Genomic DNA, 17572 nt, shown 5'->3' with positions numbered 1-17572 from the left:
CGATGAATTCCTCACTGTATATATGCAAGGTAATGCACAACAGGTTGACACCAAAGCAACATAGTTTTTGGTACAATGTGTACCTGTTTTACCTGGATTTGGATGAGGTAGAGGCATTGTCGGCCAAGCTGAAGTGGTTAAGCTTTAATCGATTCAATTTATTTAATTTCAGAAATAAAGACCATTTGCAGTTGCCAAAGGACAACCCGGATACGACTAAGAGTGTAAGAGAGCAACTTAGCACCTATTTGGCAGAACATGAAGTAATATTGGGCGATGGGAGGGTGATGTTGCTGACCAATCTTTCTGTACTTGGCTATAACTTTAATCCTGTATCATTCTATTTCTGTTTTGATAGAGATGGAGCGCCACTTTGCGCTGTGGTGGAAATAAGTAACACTTTTCATGAAATGAAGATGTTTTTTATCGGGAAAGATGAGTTGATATCCGATACATTCAGGCAACGAGCTGAGAAGTACTTTTATGTATCACCTTTTATAGATTTGGATACCTCGTTCGACTTTAACCTTAAGATACCGAGAGAAAAACTTGACATCCGTATAGACGATTACGACAAGGAGGGCAAAAGATTTTTTTTGAGTACGCTAACAGGACAAAGGAAAGTTTTAAATGACCGGAATTTATTACGATATTTCTTCTCAATACCTCTTATACCATTAAGGGTGATGTGGTTAATTCATTGGCAGGCATTTTTGTTATGGCGTAAGAAATTTTCTTTTCACAAAAAATCTGCAAACCAGATAATGCAAAAGGACGTATATAAACCATATCAGACGTATAAACCGCAAACGAAGTAATTATGCAAGCGCTAACTATCGCCAAAAACAGATCAGGATTTTACGAAAACACCGTGATCAATGCTCTTAGTAAAATGACTAAAGGCTGTCTTGAAGTTACGCTGCCTAATGGAGAGTTTATCCAGATTGGTGATGAGCATGCAAAACTTAAGGCGGATATTCACATTAAGTATGATGAATTTTTTAAAGCTTTGGTATTGTATGGTGATATAGGTTTCGGTGAAGCTTATGTGGATGGTTTGTGGGAAACAAATGATGTGACCAAGTTAATCAAGTGGGTTCTTTTGAATGTTGACAATGCACCGTCTGTTTCTGGTAGTAAGGCAAAAGCCCTTTCTCTAAATTTGTTTAAATGGTTAAACCGGATCTATCATAATGGCAGATCCAACAGTATATCTGGCTCTCAGAAAAACATTTCTGAGCATTATGATTTGAGCAACGAGTTTTTTGCGACTTTTTTGGATACGACCATGACCTACTCCAGTGGGTACTTTTTTAAAGAGGGCATATCTTTATTGGAATCTCAATATGCAAAATACCAACGCCTTTGTGATCAGCTTCATTTGAAAAAAACGGATCATGTATTGGAAATTGGGAGTGGCTGGGGAGCTAACGCAATTTACATGGCCAAGAATTATGGTTGTAAGGTAACCTCTGTTACCATCTCCATAGAACAGCAAAAGATGGCTGCAGAGCGTGTAGCGGCTGAAGGTTTGTCTGATCGTGTGAGCGTTATCATAAAGGACTACCGTGACTTAACCGGCGAGTTTGATAAGATTGTGTCTATTGAGATGTTAGAGGCTGTAGGACACAATTATTACGAAGAATATTTTTCTAAAGTAAATAGCTTGCTTAAGCCAGATGGTATCTTTGCCTTCCAGGTAATTACTAGTCCTGATTCTCGTTATGATAGTTTGCGCAAGGGTGTAGATTGGATTCAGAAGCATATTTTTCCCGGATCATTGTTGCCATCTGTAGCAAAGATCAATCAGTCTATCAATAAGACCAGCGAACTGACAATGGTTGATCTGAAGGATTTGGGATTGGATTATGCCAGAACCTTAAGGTTATGGTATGACCAATTTAATCAGAACATTGCTGAGATTAAGAAACTGGGTTATGATGACAGGTTTATTAGAAAATGGCGCTACTATTTCAATTATTGCGAAGCGGCATTTGAAATGAGGAATATCAATGTGATGCAGATGGTTTATGTAAGACCCAATAATATTGAGCGTTAGTTTGCTTAGAAAAATTATGCATTCCTCTTCGACGGCTGCATAATTGCGCTGAAAAAGCGCAATGACGCTAGGCCTTCTCTGAGCAAGCATAATTTTTGATGTCGCAAAGCTAAGTGGGAGAGGTTGAAGTTATTCTTCAGCCACCAATTTCCTACTTAAGTAAACTACTGGTCTGCTGGTTTTTCCTCGCCGAGACTTAAAGTATAAGATGGCTCTGATGCATCTGAAGCTTGTTCCAAACGTTCAATATCACCTGATTGATCGTTATCCTCTGATGGCACGGAAGTTTCCTCAAATCCATTTGAATGAATATCTTTTTGACTTTGTTGGTCTTCGCTTTCTGAATTGTTAGAATCATCTAACGGGATTTGGTTTTCTGGAGTAATCATATCGTTGTTGTTTAATTTATTGATAGAACACCAGATTGGGATACTTGTTTTAATCTGCAAGTCTATTAATGCTAAACCAACAAGTAGTTAATTTTAATTTACATGCCTATTAATGAAAAAGGGAAGCAATAAATTGCTTCCCTTTCGTAAATATTTCCCTACTCCAGGAAAACACTATTTTCTCTTTTGGACTCTTTGTACGATGCTAATCGGTAAGAAAATATACCTTCTGTGAAAAGGCCTAGCGTCATTGCGCTTTTTCAGCGCAATTATGCAGCCTTGGAACAGAACGGTTTATTTTTTACAAGTTAGCTCGATGTTTTTTTGCCGCTCCAACGTCTGCTACCACTACTTGGCGTCCTTTTAGTTCCGCTTAAGTTTGGTTGCCTTTCTGTTCTTTCCGGGCGGGCGCCACTCGGCTTTCCACTTGCGTATGTGCCACCTGGCCTAGAACCGGTAGCGGTTGCGCCGTTTGGCTTTGCTCCGTTGCGGTCTGGTCTGGCACCTCTTGAAGGTTTGGCTTTGCCTTTAGCTTTTGCTGCTGCAGCACCGCTAAGCAGGCTTTGCCAGCTCATTGCGAAAGGATGATCTTCAGTAACCGGTATTTTTAAACCGATTAACTTTTCAATATCATCAAGAAATTCCTTTTCCTCCGGATCGCAGAAAGAGAAAGCGGTACCGCTTAAACCCGCGCGACCAGTACGGCCTATTCTATGTACGTAAGTTTCCGGGACATTTGGCAGCTCGTAATTGATCACATGTGCCAGCTCATCAACATCGATACCACGGGCAGCGATGTCAGTAGCGACTAAGATGCGGGTGATTTTAGCTTTGAAATTAGATAGTGCTCTTTGTCGCGCATTTTGCGACTTATTGCCGTGAATTGCTTCTGCTTTTATACCCACTTTAATCAGATCCTTGACGATACGGTCTGAACCATGTTTAGTACGTGCAAATACAAGGGCAGTTTCAATGGTCTTATCCTTTAAAAGGTGAAGTAATAAATCTTTCTTATCGTTTTTCTCGACAAAGAAAATCTGTTGTTGTATTTTTTCTGCGGTGGAAGATACTGGTGTAACCTCAACTTTTACCGGATTTCTTAGAATGGTATCAGCAAGTGATTGGATTTCTTTAGGCATGGTAGCCGAGAAAAACAAAGTTTGTCTGATTGCAGGGAGCTTCAAGATTACTTTTTTAACGTCGTGGATAAAACCCATGTCAAGCATCCTGTCAGCTTCATCCAGCACAAAAATCTCTACATCCTTCAAATTAATGAACCCTTGGTTCATCAGGTCTAAAAGGCGACCAGGGGTTGCTACAAGTATGTCTACACCCCTGTGCAAGGCATCAGTTTGGGCTTTCTGACCAACGCCACCAAAGATCACTAAGTGTTTGATTGGTAGGTTTTTGCCATAAGCTTTAAAACTTTCTTCAATTTGTATAGCCAGTTCCCGTGTTGGGGTTAATACCAGGGCCTTTATTGATTTATGTATCTTGGTATTGGTATGGGGCTTGCTTAATAACTGCAACATAGGTATTGCAAATGCTGCAGTTTTGCCGGTACCGGTTTGGGCACAGCCTAAAAGATCTTTCTTTTGTAATATGCTCGGGATGGATTGTTCTTGTATTGGGGTTGGTTGTGTATAACCTTCTGTTTGCAGCGCTTTTAAAATAGGCTCAATCAGGTTTAATTCTTCGAATAACAATGTACGTGTATTTAATGTATAATAAGAGCCTTAGTTTTCGCTCTGGCCACAAAGATACGCATTACTTTTGGCTTTTGCTTTTCTAGTTTATTTATAGTTATGTGCTTATCTAACAGGGAGTTTTGGCTCTTTGAATCGGCTAAAGAACAGCAATGCCAGTACGCACAATGCAAAGCCGACCACACCATTTAAACGCAAGCCATAGTCATCACCCGGATCTTTACCATAAACCGTTAACATGGCGAAGATGGCAATCCCCAATGTTTGGCCCAGCTTAACAAAGAGGTATTTTACAGCAAAGAACATTCCTTCGTGGTTTTCACCTGTCTCTGCGGTGTCCTGCTGTGCTATATCTGCAAGTATTGCGTTGGGTAAAATACCCAATGCAGCAAGCGGAAAAGAGGCCAGGGTTACCAGCATGAGCATTTGCATCGCTGGTGGGAAAGGGAGTTTGCCAAGGAAATAGATGGTAACAAAGATTAGGCATAACACTACAAAAGCCCATAATACCAGGCTTTTCTTTCCAAATTTCTTAGCGCCATAATTGATAAATGGATAGAAAAGCAGGGAGAGTATAACCATAACCCCCATGAATTTTCCCCCGTCAGAATCTGGCAGCTTTAGCAATACCGTCACGAAGAACAACAGGCCACTTGAAATAATGCTTAATGCAATGTAATAAGCGAAGTCTGAGATCAGATAATATTTGAAGTTCTTGTTTCTGAAGGTATTTTTTATAGCTGGAATAAGGTCAATGTGTGTTGGTTTAGCTTCTGTATATTCCTTTTCATTAATAAATATAACGGGAAGTATCATAACCAGACCCGCAAATATGCTCAATATCCAGATGGTGTATTGAAGGGCTAAAGACCTGTCGGCTACCCCGAAATAGTTTTGAATCAGATCGGCATAGTTATTTACAAGCGCAGCTACAATCATGCCCAGCACAAAACCCACCTGCTGGTATGTCGACAGCTTAACCTTCTGGTCAGGTGTATGCGTCAGTTCTGCTAAAAGCGCATTATAGGGGATAATGTAGGTGGTTACCGAAATGAAGAAACCGGCCAATACGAAGGTTAGCCACCAGCCGTTGATCACACTTTCACCCTTTACGATGGGATAGAAAACCAGGGAGCAAAAAATGACTGCTGGTAAAATGGCATAACGCATTATTGGGATTCTTCTGCCCTGAGGGTTTTTGCTTCCATCGCTTACTGATGCGATAAAAGGATCGTATAAGGCATCAAACAACCTGCCCGAAGCTGCGATAAGCGATAAAATATTAAATGCACCAAAAACAAGGAGTTGGGGAACAAGTGGCGTTAATCCTGAGTTGTTTGGCGGCAAATAAAAGTACGGTAACATCACGATGATGATGTTGCTCATCATGCTCCATCCCATCATGCCTGATGCATAGGCAATTTGTTTTCTTAATGGGAGCTGTTTTATTGGCATGTGTTAACTACAGGTAGGTCTACTAAGGTAATCAAATTGAATGCTTTGATTTGGATTTGTTGAAAAAACGATTGAGAAAATAGATAATGATAAATGAGGCAAAGATCAGCAATCCGTTTATTGCTGCTTCAGGGTCATCGCTATAAATGCTAATCGCCACAAAAAGATATGCCGCGATAAAGATAAGCGGCAATAATGGATATAATTTTATGGTAAAAATAGTGTTTCTATCGAGATGCGCCGTACGCTTTCTCAGCATGAAAATGGTAGCTACAGAGGTGGCCATTCCAATACAATCCAGGAAGATGGTATAGTTTAGAATCTTGTCGAACGTCTGAGCATAGAATAAGGTAAGGATAGCTATGACGGCGAATACAGTAAGGCTCACATACATAACATCTGTTTTCTTACTTTTTTTAGTGAATATGGTTGGTAAAGCATTTTCTTCGCCCATGGCATACATTGCCCTGGGATTACTGAGTAAGTTTACGTTTACATACCCAAGTACAGAAAGATAGATCAATCCGGATAAAAGCGTGAAGCCGATTGGCCCGAATATTTTTCCTGCCAGGATTGCTGCGATGCTTTCTGAGGATTTAAGTTGTTCAAAACCAATTACATTTACGTAAGCATAATTGATGGCCAGGTAAAGGGTAATGATGATGGCTAGTCCGATGATAATGCCGCGTGGCAATATCTTTTTAGCATCCTTGATTTCGCCACCAAAATTGATAGTTTGCTGATAGCCGCCAAAAGTAAACGAGATGGCAATTAGGCATACTCCAAGTGCCTTTCCATAGTCGAACCAATTGGGCATTAATCCAGTAGCAGTTTTAAAAACAGGCGCGGCAGTTTCCTTAACGGAGCCCTCAAAAATTGCTGCTATCAAAGTAATGACCATTCCCATCTTTATAATAGAAAGTATATTTTGTGCTTTAGAACTTACCCGGAGACCAAGGAGATTTAGGAAATAAAACAATACAATGGTTACTGTTGCAATAGTGATCCGCCAGGTTTCTGTTTGCATTTCCATTGGTAAAATTACTTTGCTGAAATACTCTGCCCCAATAATAGATACACCTGCCACCGAACCAGCATTGGATACAACGATGATGCAATTAATGGCAAAGGCAATAGAAGGGTGGTAAAACTCAGAAAAGATTTTGTAATAGCCACCCGTTACCGGAAACCTGGAACCGATCTCCGCATAAGTTAATGCCCCACAAAGAGCGATGAACCCACCAACAATCCAGGCCAGGAAAAACAACTCCGGAATTTGTGCGGCTTTTGCAACGTTTACTGGTGTTCTAAAAATTCCCATACCTATCACAAGGCTTACAACGATCATGGACAGGTCGAAGAGAGATAGCTGTTTTTTTTGTTCCATGGATCGGGGGGATTGATGACCTAAAATAGAAAATATCCCGGTCAAATGTGTATTTGTTGAAACTTTGTAGTTGATTGGAAAACTTATTAGGTTATTTTTGTAAAACACTCATCAACATCATGGCAGAACCTATTTATAACGACGATAGTATCAGATCTCTCGACTGGAAGGAACACATCAGGCTGCGTCCGGGTATGTATATCGGAAAGCTGGGTGATGGTTCTGCACAGGATGATGGTATTTATGTGCTGCTCAAGGAAATTGTGGATAATTCTATTGATGAGTTTGTGATGGGCTCTGGCAGAACAATAGATATTACCGTTTCTGATTCTAAAGTAAATGTCAGGGATTACGGTAGGGGTATACCTTTGGGCAAGGTGATAGATTGTGTTTCTAAAATCAATACTGGTGGTAAGTACGATAGTAATGCTTTCCAGAAATCTGTTGGTTTAAACGGGGTAGGTACTAAAGCCGTGAATGCACTTTCTACTAACTTTGTTGTCCAATCTTATCGGGATGGTAAAACTAAAAAGGTGGAATTTTCTAAAGGTGAGATCATCGTTGAGCATGACGTAATTGATACCACCCAGCGTAACGGGACTGCCATTACTTTTTATCCGGATGAAAGTATTTTCAGGAACTACCATTACATTTCAGATTTCGTGGAAAGCATGATCTGGAACTATGTTTTCCTAAACACAGGCTTAACTGTTAATTTTAACAATCAAAAATATTTCTCAGAAAGAGGCTTGTATGATCTTCTTTCCAAATTCAATAAACCTGAAGAGCTCCGCTATCCAATAATCCACTTAATTGGAAATGATATTGAAGTGGCAATGACCCACGGACAGCAATATGGTGAAGATTACCACTCTTTCGTAAACGGTCAGCACACCACCCAGGGTGGTACACACCAGGCTGCATTCCGCGAAGCAGTAGTAAGGACCATTCGGGAGTTCTACAAAAAGGAATTTGATGCATCTGATGTCAGGGCTTCCATTATCGCTGCCGTTTCTGTGCGCGTACAGGAGCCTGTGTTTGAGTCGCAAACGAAAACTAAGCTGGGCTCGCAAAATATGGGTCCGGAAGGGCCATCTGTGCGTACGTTTATCAATGACTTTGTAAAAAAGGAATTGGATGATTACCTGCACAAGCATGCTGATGTTGCGGATGCACTGTTAAAGCGAATTATGCAATCGGAAAGGGAGCGTAAGGACATTGCCGGTATCAAAAAGCTAGCTAACGACAGGGCCAAGAAAGCTTCTTTGCACAATAAGAAATTGAGGGACTGCAAAGTACATTTTAACAGTACTCACGATAAGCGTTACGAAACTACGCTGTTCATCACCGAAGGAGATTCTGCATCAGGATCCATCACCAAATCAAGAGATGTTGACTGCCAGGCGGTCTTTAGTTTAAAAGGTAAACCTCTGAATTGTTATGAGCTTACCAAAAAGGTGGTTTACGAGAATGAGGAATTTAATTTGCTTCAGCATGCCCTAAATATTGAGGATGGACTGGAGGGTCTGCACTACAACAACATTGTAATTGCTACCGATGCCGATGTGGATGGTATGCACATCAGGTTGTTAATGATGACCTTTTTCCTGCAATTTTTCCCTGAGTTGGTACGTGCAGGCCACGTGTATATTTTGCAAACGCCTTTGTTTAGGGTACGTAATAAAAAGGAAACGATTTATTGCTACAGCGATGATGAACGCAAAAAGGCAATTGAGAAGCTGGGCAGCAGACCTGAGATTACGCGATTTAAAGGGCTTGGAGAGATTTCTCCGGATGAGTTTGGGTTGTTCATCGGTAAAGACATCAGGCTGGATCCAGTGATCTTAAAAGATCAGACTATTAAGAATTTGCTGGAATATTATATGGGCAAGAACACGCCCGACAGGCAGCAGCACATTATCAGGAACCTTCGGGTAGAGAAAGATACTGTGGAAGAACTGATATCTGCTACTGAAGATGCTGGCACCTCGGCTGTAATGCACGATGTGGTCGACGAAGATTTGGCAGAATCTGCCTAGCTTTCTTCTTTAATTTTCGTTTCTTCCGGGTGCTGAGGTGGAAGTACATCTACTTTCTTTTCCACTACTATGATTTTGGTGTGTACGGCATATTTGCTAGGCGAAATACCTTTGTCGTACTTCTCTGCATAGGCTTGAGTGAATTCCGCACCGAAGTAAAGAATAATCGAGGTGTAATAAATCCAAACCAAAATGACGATAATGGAGCTGGCCGCACCAAAGGCCGACCCCGGATTCCCCTTTTCTATGTAAACACCAATTACATACTTACCCAAGCTGAACATCACGGCGGTGAATAAAGCGCCGATAATGGCAGGCTTCCATTTTAAGTCAACATCTGGTAACACTTTGAAGATGATGGTGAAAATGATTGTTACTACGGTTAAGGTGAGGGCATTGGTAACAATGAGCATCAATACCTCAGAGACCCGTTCAATGCCTATTTTACTGGAGTAGCTGGCAAGTTTGTCGCCAATTCCAACCACAATACTATTGAGTACAAGAGATACCAGCAATAAGAAGCCCAGTGACGCAATTAAGGAGAATGAAAGTAGCCTGTTGGTGATTAATTTTTTCCAACCTCTTTTTGGGACTGCTTTAACTTTCCAGATCAGGTTAATGCTATCCTGAATCTCGATAAAGATCGCTGTGGCACCAATAATTAAGGTTCCGATACCAATGATCAAACCAAAAGTACCTTTTCCGTTTAAATTTGACTGGTCTACAAAAGACTTAAGCTGCGCTGCAGCATCTGAACCGACCATTTGGCTGATTTCTGAGAAAAGTTCAGAACCGGGGTTAAGGCGATCTCCTAAAAATAATGTTGCTCCGGATATCACGATAACAATAAGGGGAGTTAGGGAGAAAATAGTATAATAAGCAAGGGCAGCACTTAATTTCATCACCCTATCTTCGATAAAACCTTTTCCCGCAGCTACGAACAGATGATAAGTAGCCATAAAAAAGGACCTCATTTTATTTAGTAATGCCATAATTAGAATGGGTAACCGATACCAATGTTGTAGATTAAATTCTCTCTTCTCCAGCTCTTGCTGCCAAAGTTAACCTGATCAAGAACCCAGCGCTGGCCCTCTGGTAGGTAAGGTTTCCTGACAGGGAAAGCCACATCCAGTCTTATCACAAAAATGGTAGCATCAACTCTTAATCCTGCTCCAGTACCAACTGCCAGTTCATTCAAAACATTTTTGAGTTTAAATTGTGATCCTGGTCTGCCGTCAATTGCTGGGGTGGTTGCTGTGGCGGGCGAACCTAGATCTTCTTTTCTTAACCAAACGTTACCGGCATCTGCAAATACAGCTCCATAAAGCACACTTACTATTTTAAACCGGAGTTCACTATTCAGCATGAGCTTGATGTCACCCCCCTGATCTGCGAATGGTATCGAGTCTGGCACTTTATAGGTCCCAGGGCCTAAAGACCGAGCTTTAAAAGCTCTAATGTCGTTACTACCTCCGGCAAAAAATTGCCTTACAAATGGGAGGGATGTACTGCTGCCATAGGCATATCCATATCCAATATTTAACCGGTTAGCCCAGGTAACTCCCCGGTTTACTTTGTAGTAATCTCTAAAATCCGTTTCCAGCCGCACAAACTGATTTAAAGGAACGTCAAACAGGGAGCGCTGTCCATTTTTATCTTTGGGCGTAAATAGCCCCCAAACATTACCACCGGTTTCTATTGCACCATTAAAATACATGTTGTTACGTCGCGATTCTTCCATCTGGTTGGTATAGGTAAAGCTGTAATTACTACCAATAATCAACTGTTTTTGAAGTGTATAGTTTAATCCCGGAATAGAGTCGAAAAGATCCTTCTGATTCACATTTTTATCAATAATAGGCTGAACGTAATTTACAGAGATTGGATTAAATATGTGCTCCTTGTATTGATTCTCTTTAAAGCTATAACCAAACTCTCCTTTAAAACTATTTAAAGTATAAAGCGATCCCCTGTTTAACAATTGATACGAAACTGAGGTAATGGTTTTTGGAATAAATGCGTTGGTGGTACCTGGTTTGTAGAAGGGCACTATAAACCTTGGAAAGGTTAGTTTTGCCTCGCCGGTAAGCGAATAAGAGTTTAAGTTTTGAGTCGATTTACCGCTTACCTGCGTTTCAAAACCTCCACTCGCACTCACTTCTAATATCTCAGCGCCTCTAAAAACATTTCTCGTTGTTTGTGTTAGCTTCACCTCAGATCCTACAAAATTGTTGGACTTACTGGTGCCGGTTACACCGAATGACAGCGAGTTCTTCTTAAGCGGTGTCAGGTAAATGTTAAGGTCCAACTGGTTGTTTTTAAAGCTATCAATAGGCAAAAATTCCGCCTTAACGTTTTGGAATGCACCAATGTTAACCATTCTGTTTAATGATTGGTTATGGTCCTTTCTATTGTACAGCTCATCCTTTTTAAAGAATACCAATCTATCGAATACCCTCGGTTTAAACGTATTCCTGTTGTCGTAAATGTTGAAGTCGTTGTATTTTAATGGTTCCAGTTTCCTTAAAACACTGTCTCTCCGTAGGCTATAACTTGGATAAATATTGATGTTTTTGATCGTATATGGTTTTAAACCAGCATCCGGTGCGATGTCTTTAACCCTCACCCGAATGTCTACCAGATTTTTACCTATAGTGCTATCAACCTGTAGGATAAGGTAATCCGGGCTAAAATAAAAATATCCAGTTTCTTTAAGATCATTGTCAATCCTGATCCGTTCGTTTTTATAGGTATCCAAATCATAAAAATTTCCAACTTTCAATAAAGTCTCTCCTTTATGCTGATTGATAATGTTGGCCAGGTTACCGCTGTCCTTAGGGAAGCTGATGCTGTTGATCTTGTAACGTTGACCGGTGAGCGCAGTATAAACAGCCTTACCTTTTTTGCCTTTAACCAGCGTGTCGCCGGTAACCACAGATTGTAAATAACCCTGACTAATCAAGTAGCTGGTCAATACATCATTGTTGTATTTAATTTTTACCTCGCTCAACAGTACAGGTGGTTCACCAAACTTAGTCCTCAACCAATGTTTAAATCCTTTAGGTTTTGTAGGCTCGCCAGCCAGGTTGTAAAAGAACAATTTGTATTTAAAGCCCAGGAAAGACTTGTTGGGCTTTGGTCTTGTTTTACCTTCCAGTGTGGCCCTTACATACTTTTGATCGTCAATTTTTGCAGAAGTATCTGGATTAATCTTTACATCTGCTCCTGTATATAATATTTGCCCTGGCTTTAAACCACGGGTACTACTGCAGGCCGCAATAACCATACATAACAATAGTAATGGTAAAAGTCTATATAGGTTCTTCATTTTTTAATTTCTGTTCTTCTGCTTCCTTGTTTCTGTTTTCCTGCTCGCGCTGTTCGTTCTTTGCTTTCCTGGCTTTTCTCTGTTCTTTGGTTTCCTTTTTCTGGAAAATCTCCTTGAACTTATTGTAGTCCACCACCAGCGCAAAGCCTAATCCGGTTTCAATAATCTGGCCTTCCACAACGCCTTCATTTTGATTGCGCCTGTATGCCCTTAGTCGATACCTTCCGTCTGCAGAAAGCGCATATTCTACATTGACATTGCCAGCTATGTTGGTCGATTTCTGGTTTTGAGTAGGGGGGCCTTCCAATCCGAAGGAACTTCCCACAGTTACAGTTAGCCTATCGTTCAATAGCTTCTTAGATAAACCAACTTCTAAATCAGTTTTCTGTTCCAATGAACCTGTAGAATAATCTTCTGATGAATTTACCCCAAAGTTGATGTCTACGCCCTGTATTAAATCAGAAGCCAGATTATTTAGCTGCTCAGTAAGCAACTTACTTACACTAGAACGCGCAAGTGTTGACACACCTCCACCGCCGCCTGCCAGACTTTGGAATGGATTTTCCGCAATAAAGCGATTAAGGGCCAGCAAAGCAAATACCTGTTTGTTCAATTCGTTTTCGTCTTGATTTACCCGTTGCAGCCTGGTGTAAACCTCACCTCCCAAAGCTCCACGCTCATTTTCCGGTAAATCCAGGCGGAAAGAAATTGTTGGTTTCAACAGCTCATCCTTCATCATCAGGTAAACCTGGAATGGTAGTTTGGTTTTTGCCGGGATATTTGTAGGATCGTTTAATAAGTCGATCGGCGCTGCATTTACCTCGTATAATGCGGTTAGATTTACATTGGCCGACATGGGATCGCCTGTCCACACAATCGTGCTTCCCTTTACCAATTTGAATGCTTTCTTACCCAATGGACCTACAGACAAGTTATAAGAGCCGTCTGTAATCTCATACCTGCCGGTTAAGCTGGTCTTTCCGCTCGGATCCATGGTGGCAACCAAATTTGCGTCGCCTCTCACTTTCAGGGCGTCACCATTTGACGGATCTACTACCACGTTCAGTTCTGCCTCAGGATCTACAGTCAGGTTTGCACTTAAATTAATTCCCTTAATGGGCGATTTACTGACGCTATCTCCATTTAATGCTTTTTGTCCGTTAAAAGGCGCAGCATCAGCGTCTATGAACTGTACAATTCCTTCCTGATCAATTACGGAAGGGTCGCTAACAGGTAAGGCAAAGTAGAACTTTGTGCCCTTTTCTACCTTTACCGCCATGTCTACATTAGGCTGGTTTAAATCGCCACGAACTTTAATGTTGCTAGTCAGGTAAACTGTACCATAGATCATGTCGTTGTCGGCCGCAGTTGAGTTCATCACTCTAAAGTTATCCGAGACGATGTCCATATTAAACCTAAAGTTGGTATAATCGGATGTAAGCACGCCACCATTAACAGTGAACTTCTGGCCCAGAGAATCCAGTATCTTAAAATTGTTAAAGTTTACGCCCGAATTGGTAAAGCTGATCGTTTCATTAGGCATCCTGAAATAGGAGTTTACATAGGTTGCTGTAAATGCTGCCTGGTTAAACTTAACGTCTCCCAAAACTTTAGGAGATGAGACAGCTCCTTTTACATTTAACTGCCCGGTGATTGTGCCTGATCCGTTTTTAATTTGTCCCATGGATAGGCTCTGCAGCGACTTCAAGTCGATTTTATCAATATTTAGGGATAGGTCCAGCGCGTTTTCTGTATTGGTGTAGTAGAAGCCATTTAATCTAATTTCATGAACTCCTGTTAATGCAACATTGGTTTCGAAAGCATTGGCTGTATTGTTATTTACTGCGATCCTTAAAGTTCCTAATTGGTCTTTTTGATAACGTAGCTGATCTACGGTAAGGTTAGCTTCGAATTTAGGGTTGCTTACCAAATCTTTCACGTTTACTGTGCCGTTAATGGACCCACCTGCAAGTGCCGTATCCTGCTTTGCGAATTTGGTTAAGGTCTCAATCCGGAAATCTTTAAACTCGACAGTAAGGGGAGAATTTGGCGTATTGTCTGTGCTGTTTATGCGTAACATCTGTGTACCCTGACTCAAATTAAAGTTATGCGCCAGAATGCCTGATTGTCCGAATTGTAAGTAGTTGTCCGGAGATACAGCCCATTTTTGGTAATCTAACAGCAGTTTGTTGGGGTCAAAACTAAACTGGTAATCTTTATTTAGAGATTTGAAATTTCCGCCCAACACATACTTGTCTTTCAACTTACTGTCGCGTAAAAATATATTCAGCCCTAATAAATTATTTGCTGCGCTGCCGCTGATTTCTGAATTGTATAAAGCGATGGACGTACTTTGAACACCTTTTATGGTCAGCTTATAATTAAGCTTTTGGTTATTATTATCAATATTCAACCTGGTGCTGTCTACCTTATAATCACCGTACACTACTTGTGGGAAAAAGGCGCGCATCAGCAGACTGTCTTTTTGTGTATCTATCAAACCACTCATACTTGAGGGCGAGAATGTAGTAAGAGAAGGAATAAGATTCTTCAAAAATTTAGGGTTGTAAAAGTTCATGGAGAACCTAAAGCGCTGATCAGGAATTTTAGTTACCTCACCAAACTGGTAGTATTTGTTAATCTGGTTGATAACTGCACTTCCTAACTTTGTGAGTTGGTATTTTCCATCAACGCGTGCACTTAATACTTCAGATTTTAGGGTCAGCAGGTTGTGGTCTGCAGAAGCTTCTGAATGCACATCGATGGTATCCATGTTAAATTTCTGCCCTTCTTTTACCAGTTGCAAACTCCTAACGCTTACATCACCGTTGAGGTAATCAGGGTCAGCAGTTCTGATGTCGGCCGTAACCAAACCTGCCAATTTAAATTCGGTCGTGCTGAAATTGAGCTTTTGAAGATCTACCTGTTTCAGGTTTAAATCTGCTTTTACAGCTGGATATTTACCAGCCATGTTTACTGCAGCCGTCAGGTTAAAGTTGGCATTCGTATCCGCCATACTACTTTTCAGATTCAGCTTTTCATTGCTATAGGTTCCGCTTAACAACAAGTCTCTAAAAGTATATTTGTTATAGTAGGCGCTTACTACCTGGGCATTGACCTTGGCAGAGGCCTTTTTCATATCCAGTCCGGTTCCACTAACTGTTGCCTTCGCTGTAATTTTTCCCAATTTAGGCTGCATCTTTAACAACTTACCTACGTTGAAGTTGTTGAGGCTAATATTGGCTGCATATTGCTCCCTGCCTTTCAAACCTTTCATCGTTGCCGCCAGTTTGGCAGCACCCATATCGGTACTGATATTGAAGCCGGTAGTAAAATTAGTCATAGACCCTTTAAACTTTCCGTTCGCGGCAATCACATTAGGCAATTCAATAGATGGTGGCAAAGATTTTTTAGGAATAACGATCAACAGATCGCGCTTCGTTAAAGAAAATTTTTTAATGTTTAAGTCTAAGTAAGTCTTGTTAATATCTGGCAACCCCTTAACTGTTCCGCTCACATCAATGTAAGTGCTCTTCAGACCAGTAACCTGTAATCTAGGGATGGATAGGTTGCTCATATAGCCGTTAACGCTTGCGTTAACCTTAATCGTTTCGTTGCGGTAATTTGCAGGTATTGCGTTACTAAAATAAGTCGCATCTTGTAGCCCGATAATCGTATTGCTCAGGTTCATCGCAATCTTTACACGCTCAGGATGTTTAGTCAGATCTTCCAGCGAAGTATATTGAAGCTTAGTGTTGTTTTCTATAGTTGTGTTCGGAGTTTTGGCTTTAAAGTTCTCTACAAGGATTTGTTTTTCGGAGTACACCACATTACCCTGTAGTTCATCGAGTTGAAAACCACTCTTTTCTCTAAAAGTACCTGATTTAACATATACCCTGATGCCTGAATTACTATATCCTAATGCCTCTGCAGCGAGGCTCAAATTGTTAATGTTTAAATGATTAAAGTCCATTCCTTTAACAGGATTTGCCGCTGTATTATCAAATTGAATATTATTTTCTGCAAGATTCAACTTATTGACAGTTAGCGATAAAGGGGCGCTTTTAGTGGTCGTATCTGATGTTGGATTCGCTTTAGCCGGTTTAGCTGGCGTCATAGCGAAAACCACAGTCGACTTATTTAAAGCGGTTTCGTTTAAGCTATACTTTCCATTTTTTACATCAGCAACAAGATCACCCAGTGAGAATTCGTTTAGGTTGATATCGGCCTTGCTTCCCGGCATTTTGAAATTAACCAGCGTGTTGTTGATCTTACCAGTACTTACTTTATAGATATTAGTTGTCAGATCAACAAAAAGCTTTTCCAATTGCAGACTATTGAGGTTAACAGCAGCGTTCATACCTGAGGTCTGGTCGTCAAAATCAATCTTAATATTGTTGAAAGCAAAATCTCCTACTTCTATTAGCGGAAGCTTTCCTGAATCTGTTTTTGCAGTGTCTATACTGTTTTCGATATGAGCGGCAAGTGTGGTTAAGGGTTTTTGCTGCAGGTATTTTACAGAGGTATTATTTAGTGAAAGTGTTTTGATCACATAATGCTGATTGGCCAGATCAAAGTCTTTCAACTTGGCTTTAAACGCTCCAAGATTTAGCTTGAGGTCGTTACCGGCGACATCGTCGCGGTAATTGATACCTATGTCTTCGAAGTTAACTTTATCAATAGAAAATTTTAGTGTTGAAGTGGTGTCTTTACTTACCTGTTCATCGGGTTTTTTCTGCTCAGAGACAAATGCGTCCACTAAAAAAGAAAAGTTGAAGCTGGTGTCCGGATTGATGCGGGTAACATTCGCCCTTATTTTTTGAAGGGAAATGTTATTGATTTCTACTTTATTGCTTAAAAGTTTCAAGAGGCTAATGTCTACTGAAAGCTTTTGTGCGTAGAGGAGTGTATCGCCTTTTTTATCTTCTATGTAAAATTTATTTAAAACAACGTCCTTAGGAAGCGCTATCTTAATGCTTTCCAATCTTACTTCTGTTTTCGTTTTGTTTTTTAGATAGGTAATGGCTTTGTCTTTAACAAAGTTTTGGACTGCGGGAATGTTTAAAGAAAGCGCTAGTAACACCACCAGTATGATAATACTTGCGATGACCCATAAGATTACTTTTAAACTTTTTCGTATATATTTATTCAACCTGAAAAATTTGAGGATTAGCTAACTGCACAATAACCAAAACTATGCCATCAGGTA

10 protein-coding genes are annotated in these 17572 nt (G+C 40.5%); 3 read left to right on the top strand and 7 right to left on the bottom strand.

Annotation, left to right across the window (positions count from 1 at the left end; translation table 11 throughout):
• Positions 1-2: 2 nt before the first annotated feature.
• Complete coding sequence (locus ACXZ1K_RS18780) at positions 3-818, top strand: DUF1365 domain-containing protein (protein WP_458971221.1); 816 nt, start codon at positions 3-5, stop codon at positions 816-818.
• 2 nt (positions 819-820) lie between these two features.
• Positions 821-2059: a class I SAM-dependent methyltransferase gene (locus ACXZ1K_RS18775; protein WP_458971220.1), complete on the top strand. Its 1239-nt coding sequence runs from the start codon at positions 821-823 to the stop codon at positions 2057-2059.
• 164 nt (positions 2060-2223) lie between these two features.
• On the opposite strand, the gene ACXZ1K_RS18770 is transcribed toward ACXZ1K_RS18775, so the two are convergent.
• From ACXZ1K_RS18770 to ACXZ1K_RS18755, 4 genes are all read right to left on the bottom strand, one after another.
• Positions 2224-2448 carry a hypothetical protein gene (locus ACXZ1K_RS18770; protein ID WP_458971219.1) on the bottom strand — a complete coding sequence of 75 codons (225 nt, stop codon included), beginning with the start codon at positions 2446-2448 and terminating at the stop codon, positions 2224-2226.
• A gap of 308 nt (positions 2449-2756) precedes the next feature.
• A complete protein-coding gene (locus tag ACXZ1K_RS18765) occupies positions 2757-4154 on the bottom strand; it encodes a DEAD/DEAH box helicase (protein ID WP_458971218.1) in 1398 nt (465 codons plus the stop codon).
• A 105-nt stretch (positions 4155-4259) separates the two neighbouring features.
• On the bottom strand, positions 4260-5609 hold the full coding sequence (locus tag ACXZ1K_RS18760; protein WP_458971217.1) for an MFS transporter: 1350 nt from the start codon (positions 5607-5609) through the stop codon (positions 4260-4262).
• A 31-nt stretch (positions 5610-5640) separates the two neighbouring features.
• Positions 5641-6996, bottom strand: a complete 1356-nt coding sequence (locus ACXZ1K_RS18755) for an APC family permease (RefSeq protein ID WP_458971216.1) — start codon at positions 6994-6996, stop codon at positions 5641-5643.
• 119 nt (positions 6997-7115) lie between these two features.
• Between ACXZ1K_RS18755 and ACXZ1K_RS18750 the strand changes: the two genes are divergently transcribed.
• Complete coding sequence (locus ACXZ1K_RS18750; protein ID WP_458971215.1) at positions 7116-9035, top strand: DNA topoisomerase IV subunit B; 1920 nt, start codon at positions 7116-7118, stop codon at positions 9033-9035.
• Here ACXZ1K_RS18750 and ACXZ1K_RS18745 read toward each other — a convergent pair.
• The 3 genes from ACXZ1K_RS18745 to ACXZ1K_RS18735 are packed head-to-tail and all read right to left on the bottom strand — an operon-like array spanning position 9032 to position 17515.
• Positions 9032-10009, bottom strand: coding sequence for a YihY/virulence factor BrkB family protein (locus ACXZ1K_RS18745; RefSeq protein WP_458971214.1), 978 nt, complete (start codon positions 10007-10009; stop codon positions 9032-9034). The genes ACXZ1K_RS18750 and ACXZ1K_RS18745 overlap by 4 nt on opposite strands.
• Positions 10010-10029: 20 nt before the next feature.
• Positions 10030-12363 (bottom strand): translocation and assembly module lipoprotein TamL, encoded by a 2334-nt coding sequence (gene tamL / locus ACXZ1K_RS18740; protein WP_458971213.1) that lies wholly within the window; start codon positions 12361-12363, stop codon positions 10030-10032.
• On the bottom strand, positions 12347-17515 hold the full coding sequence (locus ACXZ1K_RS18735) for a translocation/assembly module TamB domain-containing protein (protein WP_458971212.1): 5169 nt from the start codon (positions 17513-17515) through the stop codon (positions 12347-12349). The genes tamL and ACXZ1K_RS18735 overlap by 17 nt, the downstream gene beginning before the upstream one ends.
• Between the last annotated feature and the right edge of the window lie 57 nt (positions 17516-17572).

The organism is Pedobacter jaeyakensis, from assembly GCF_054461315.1.
Note: the sequence above shows the minus strand (reverse complement) of the source record. Positions and strands in the feature narration are given on the sequence as shown.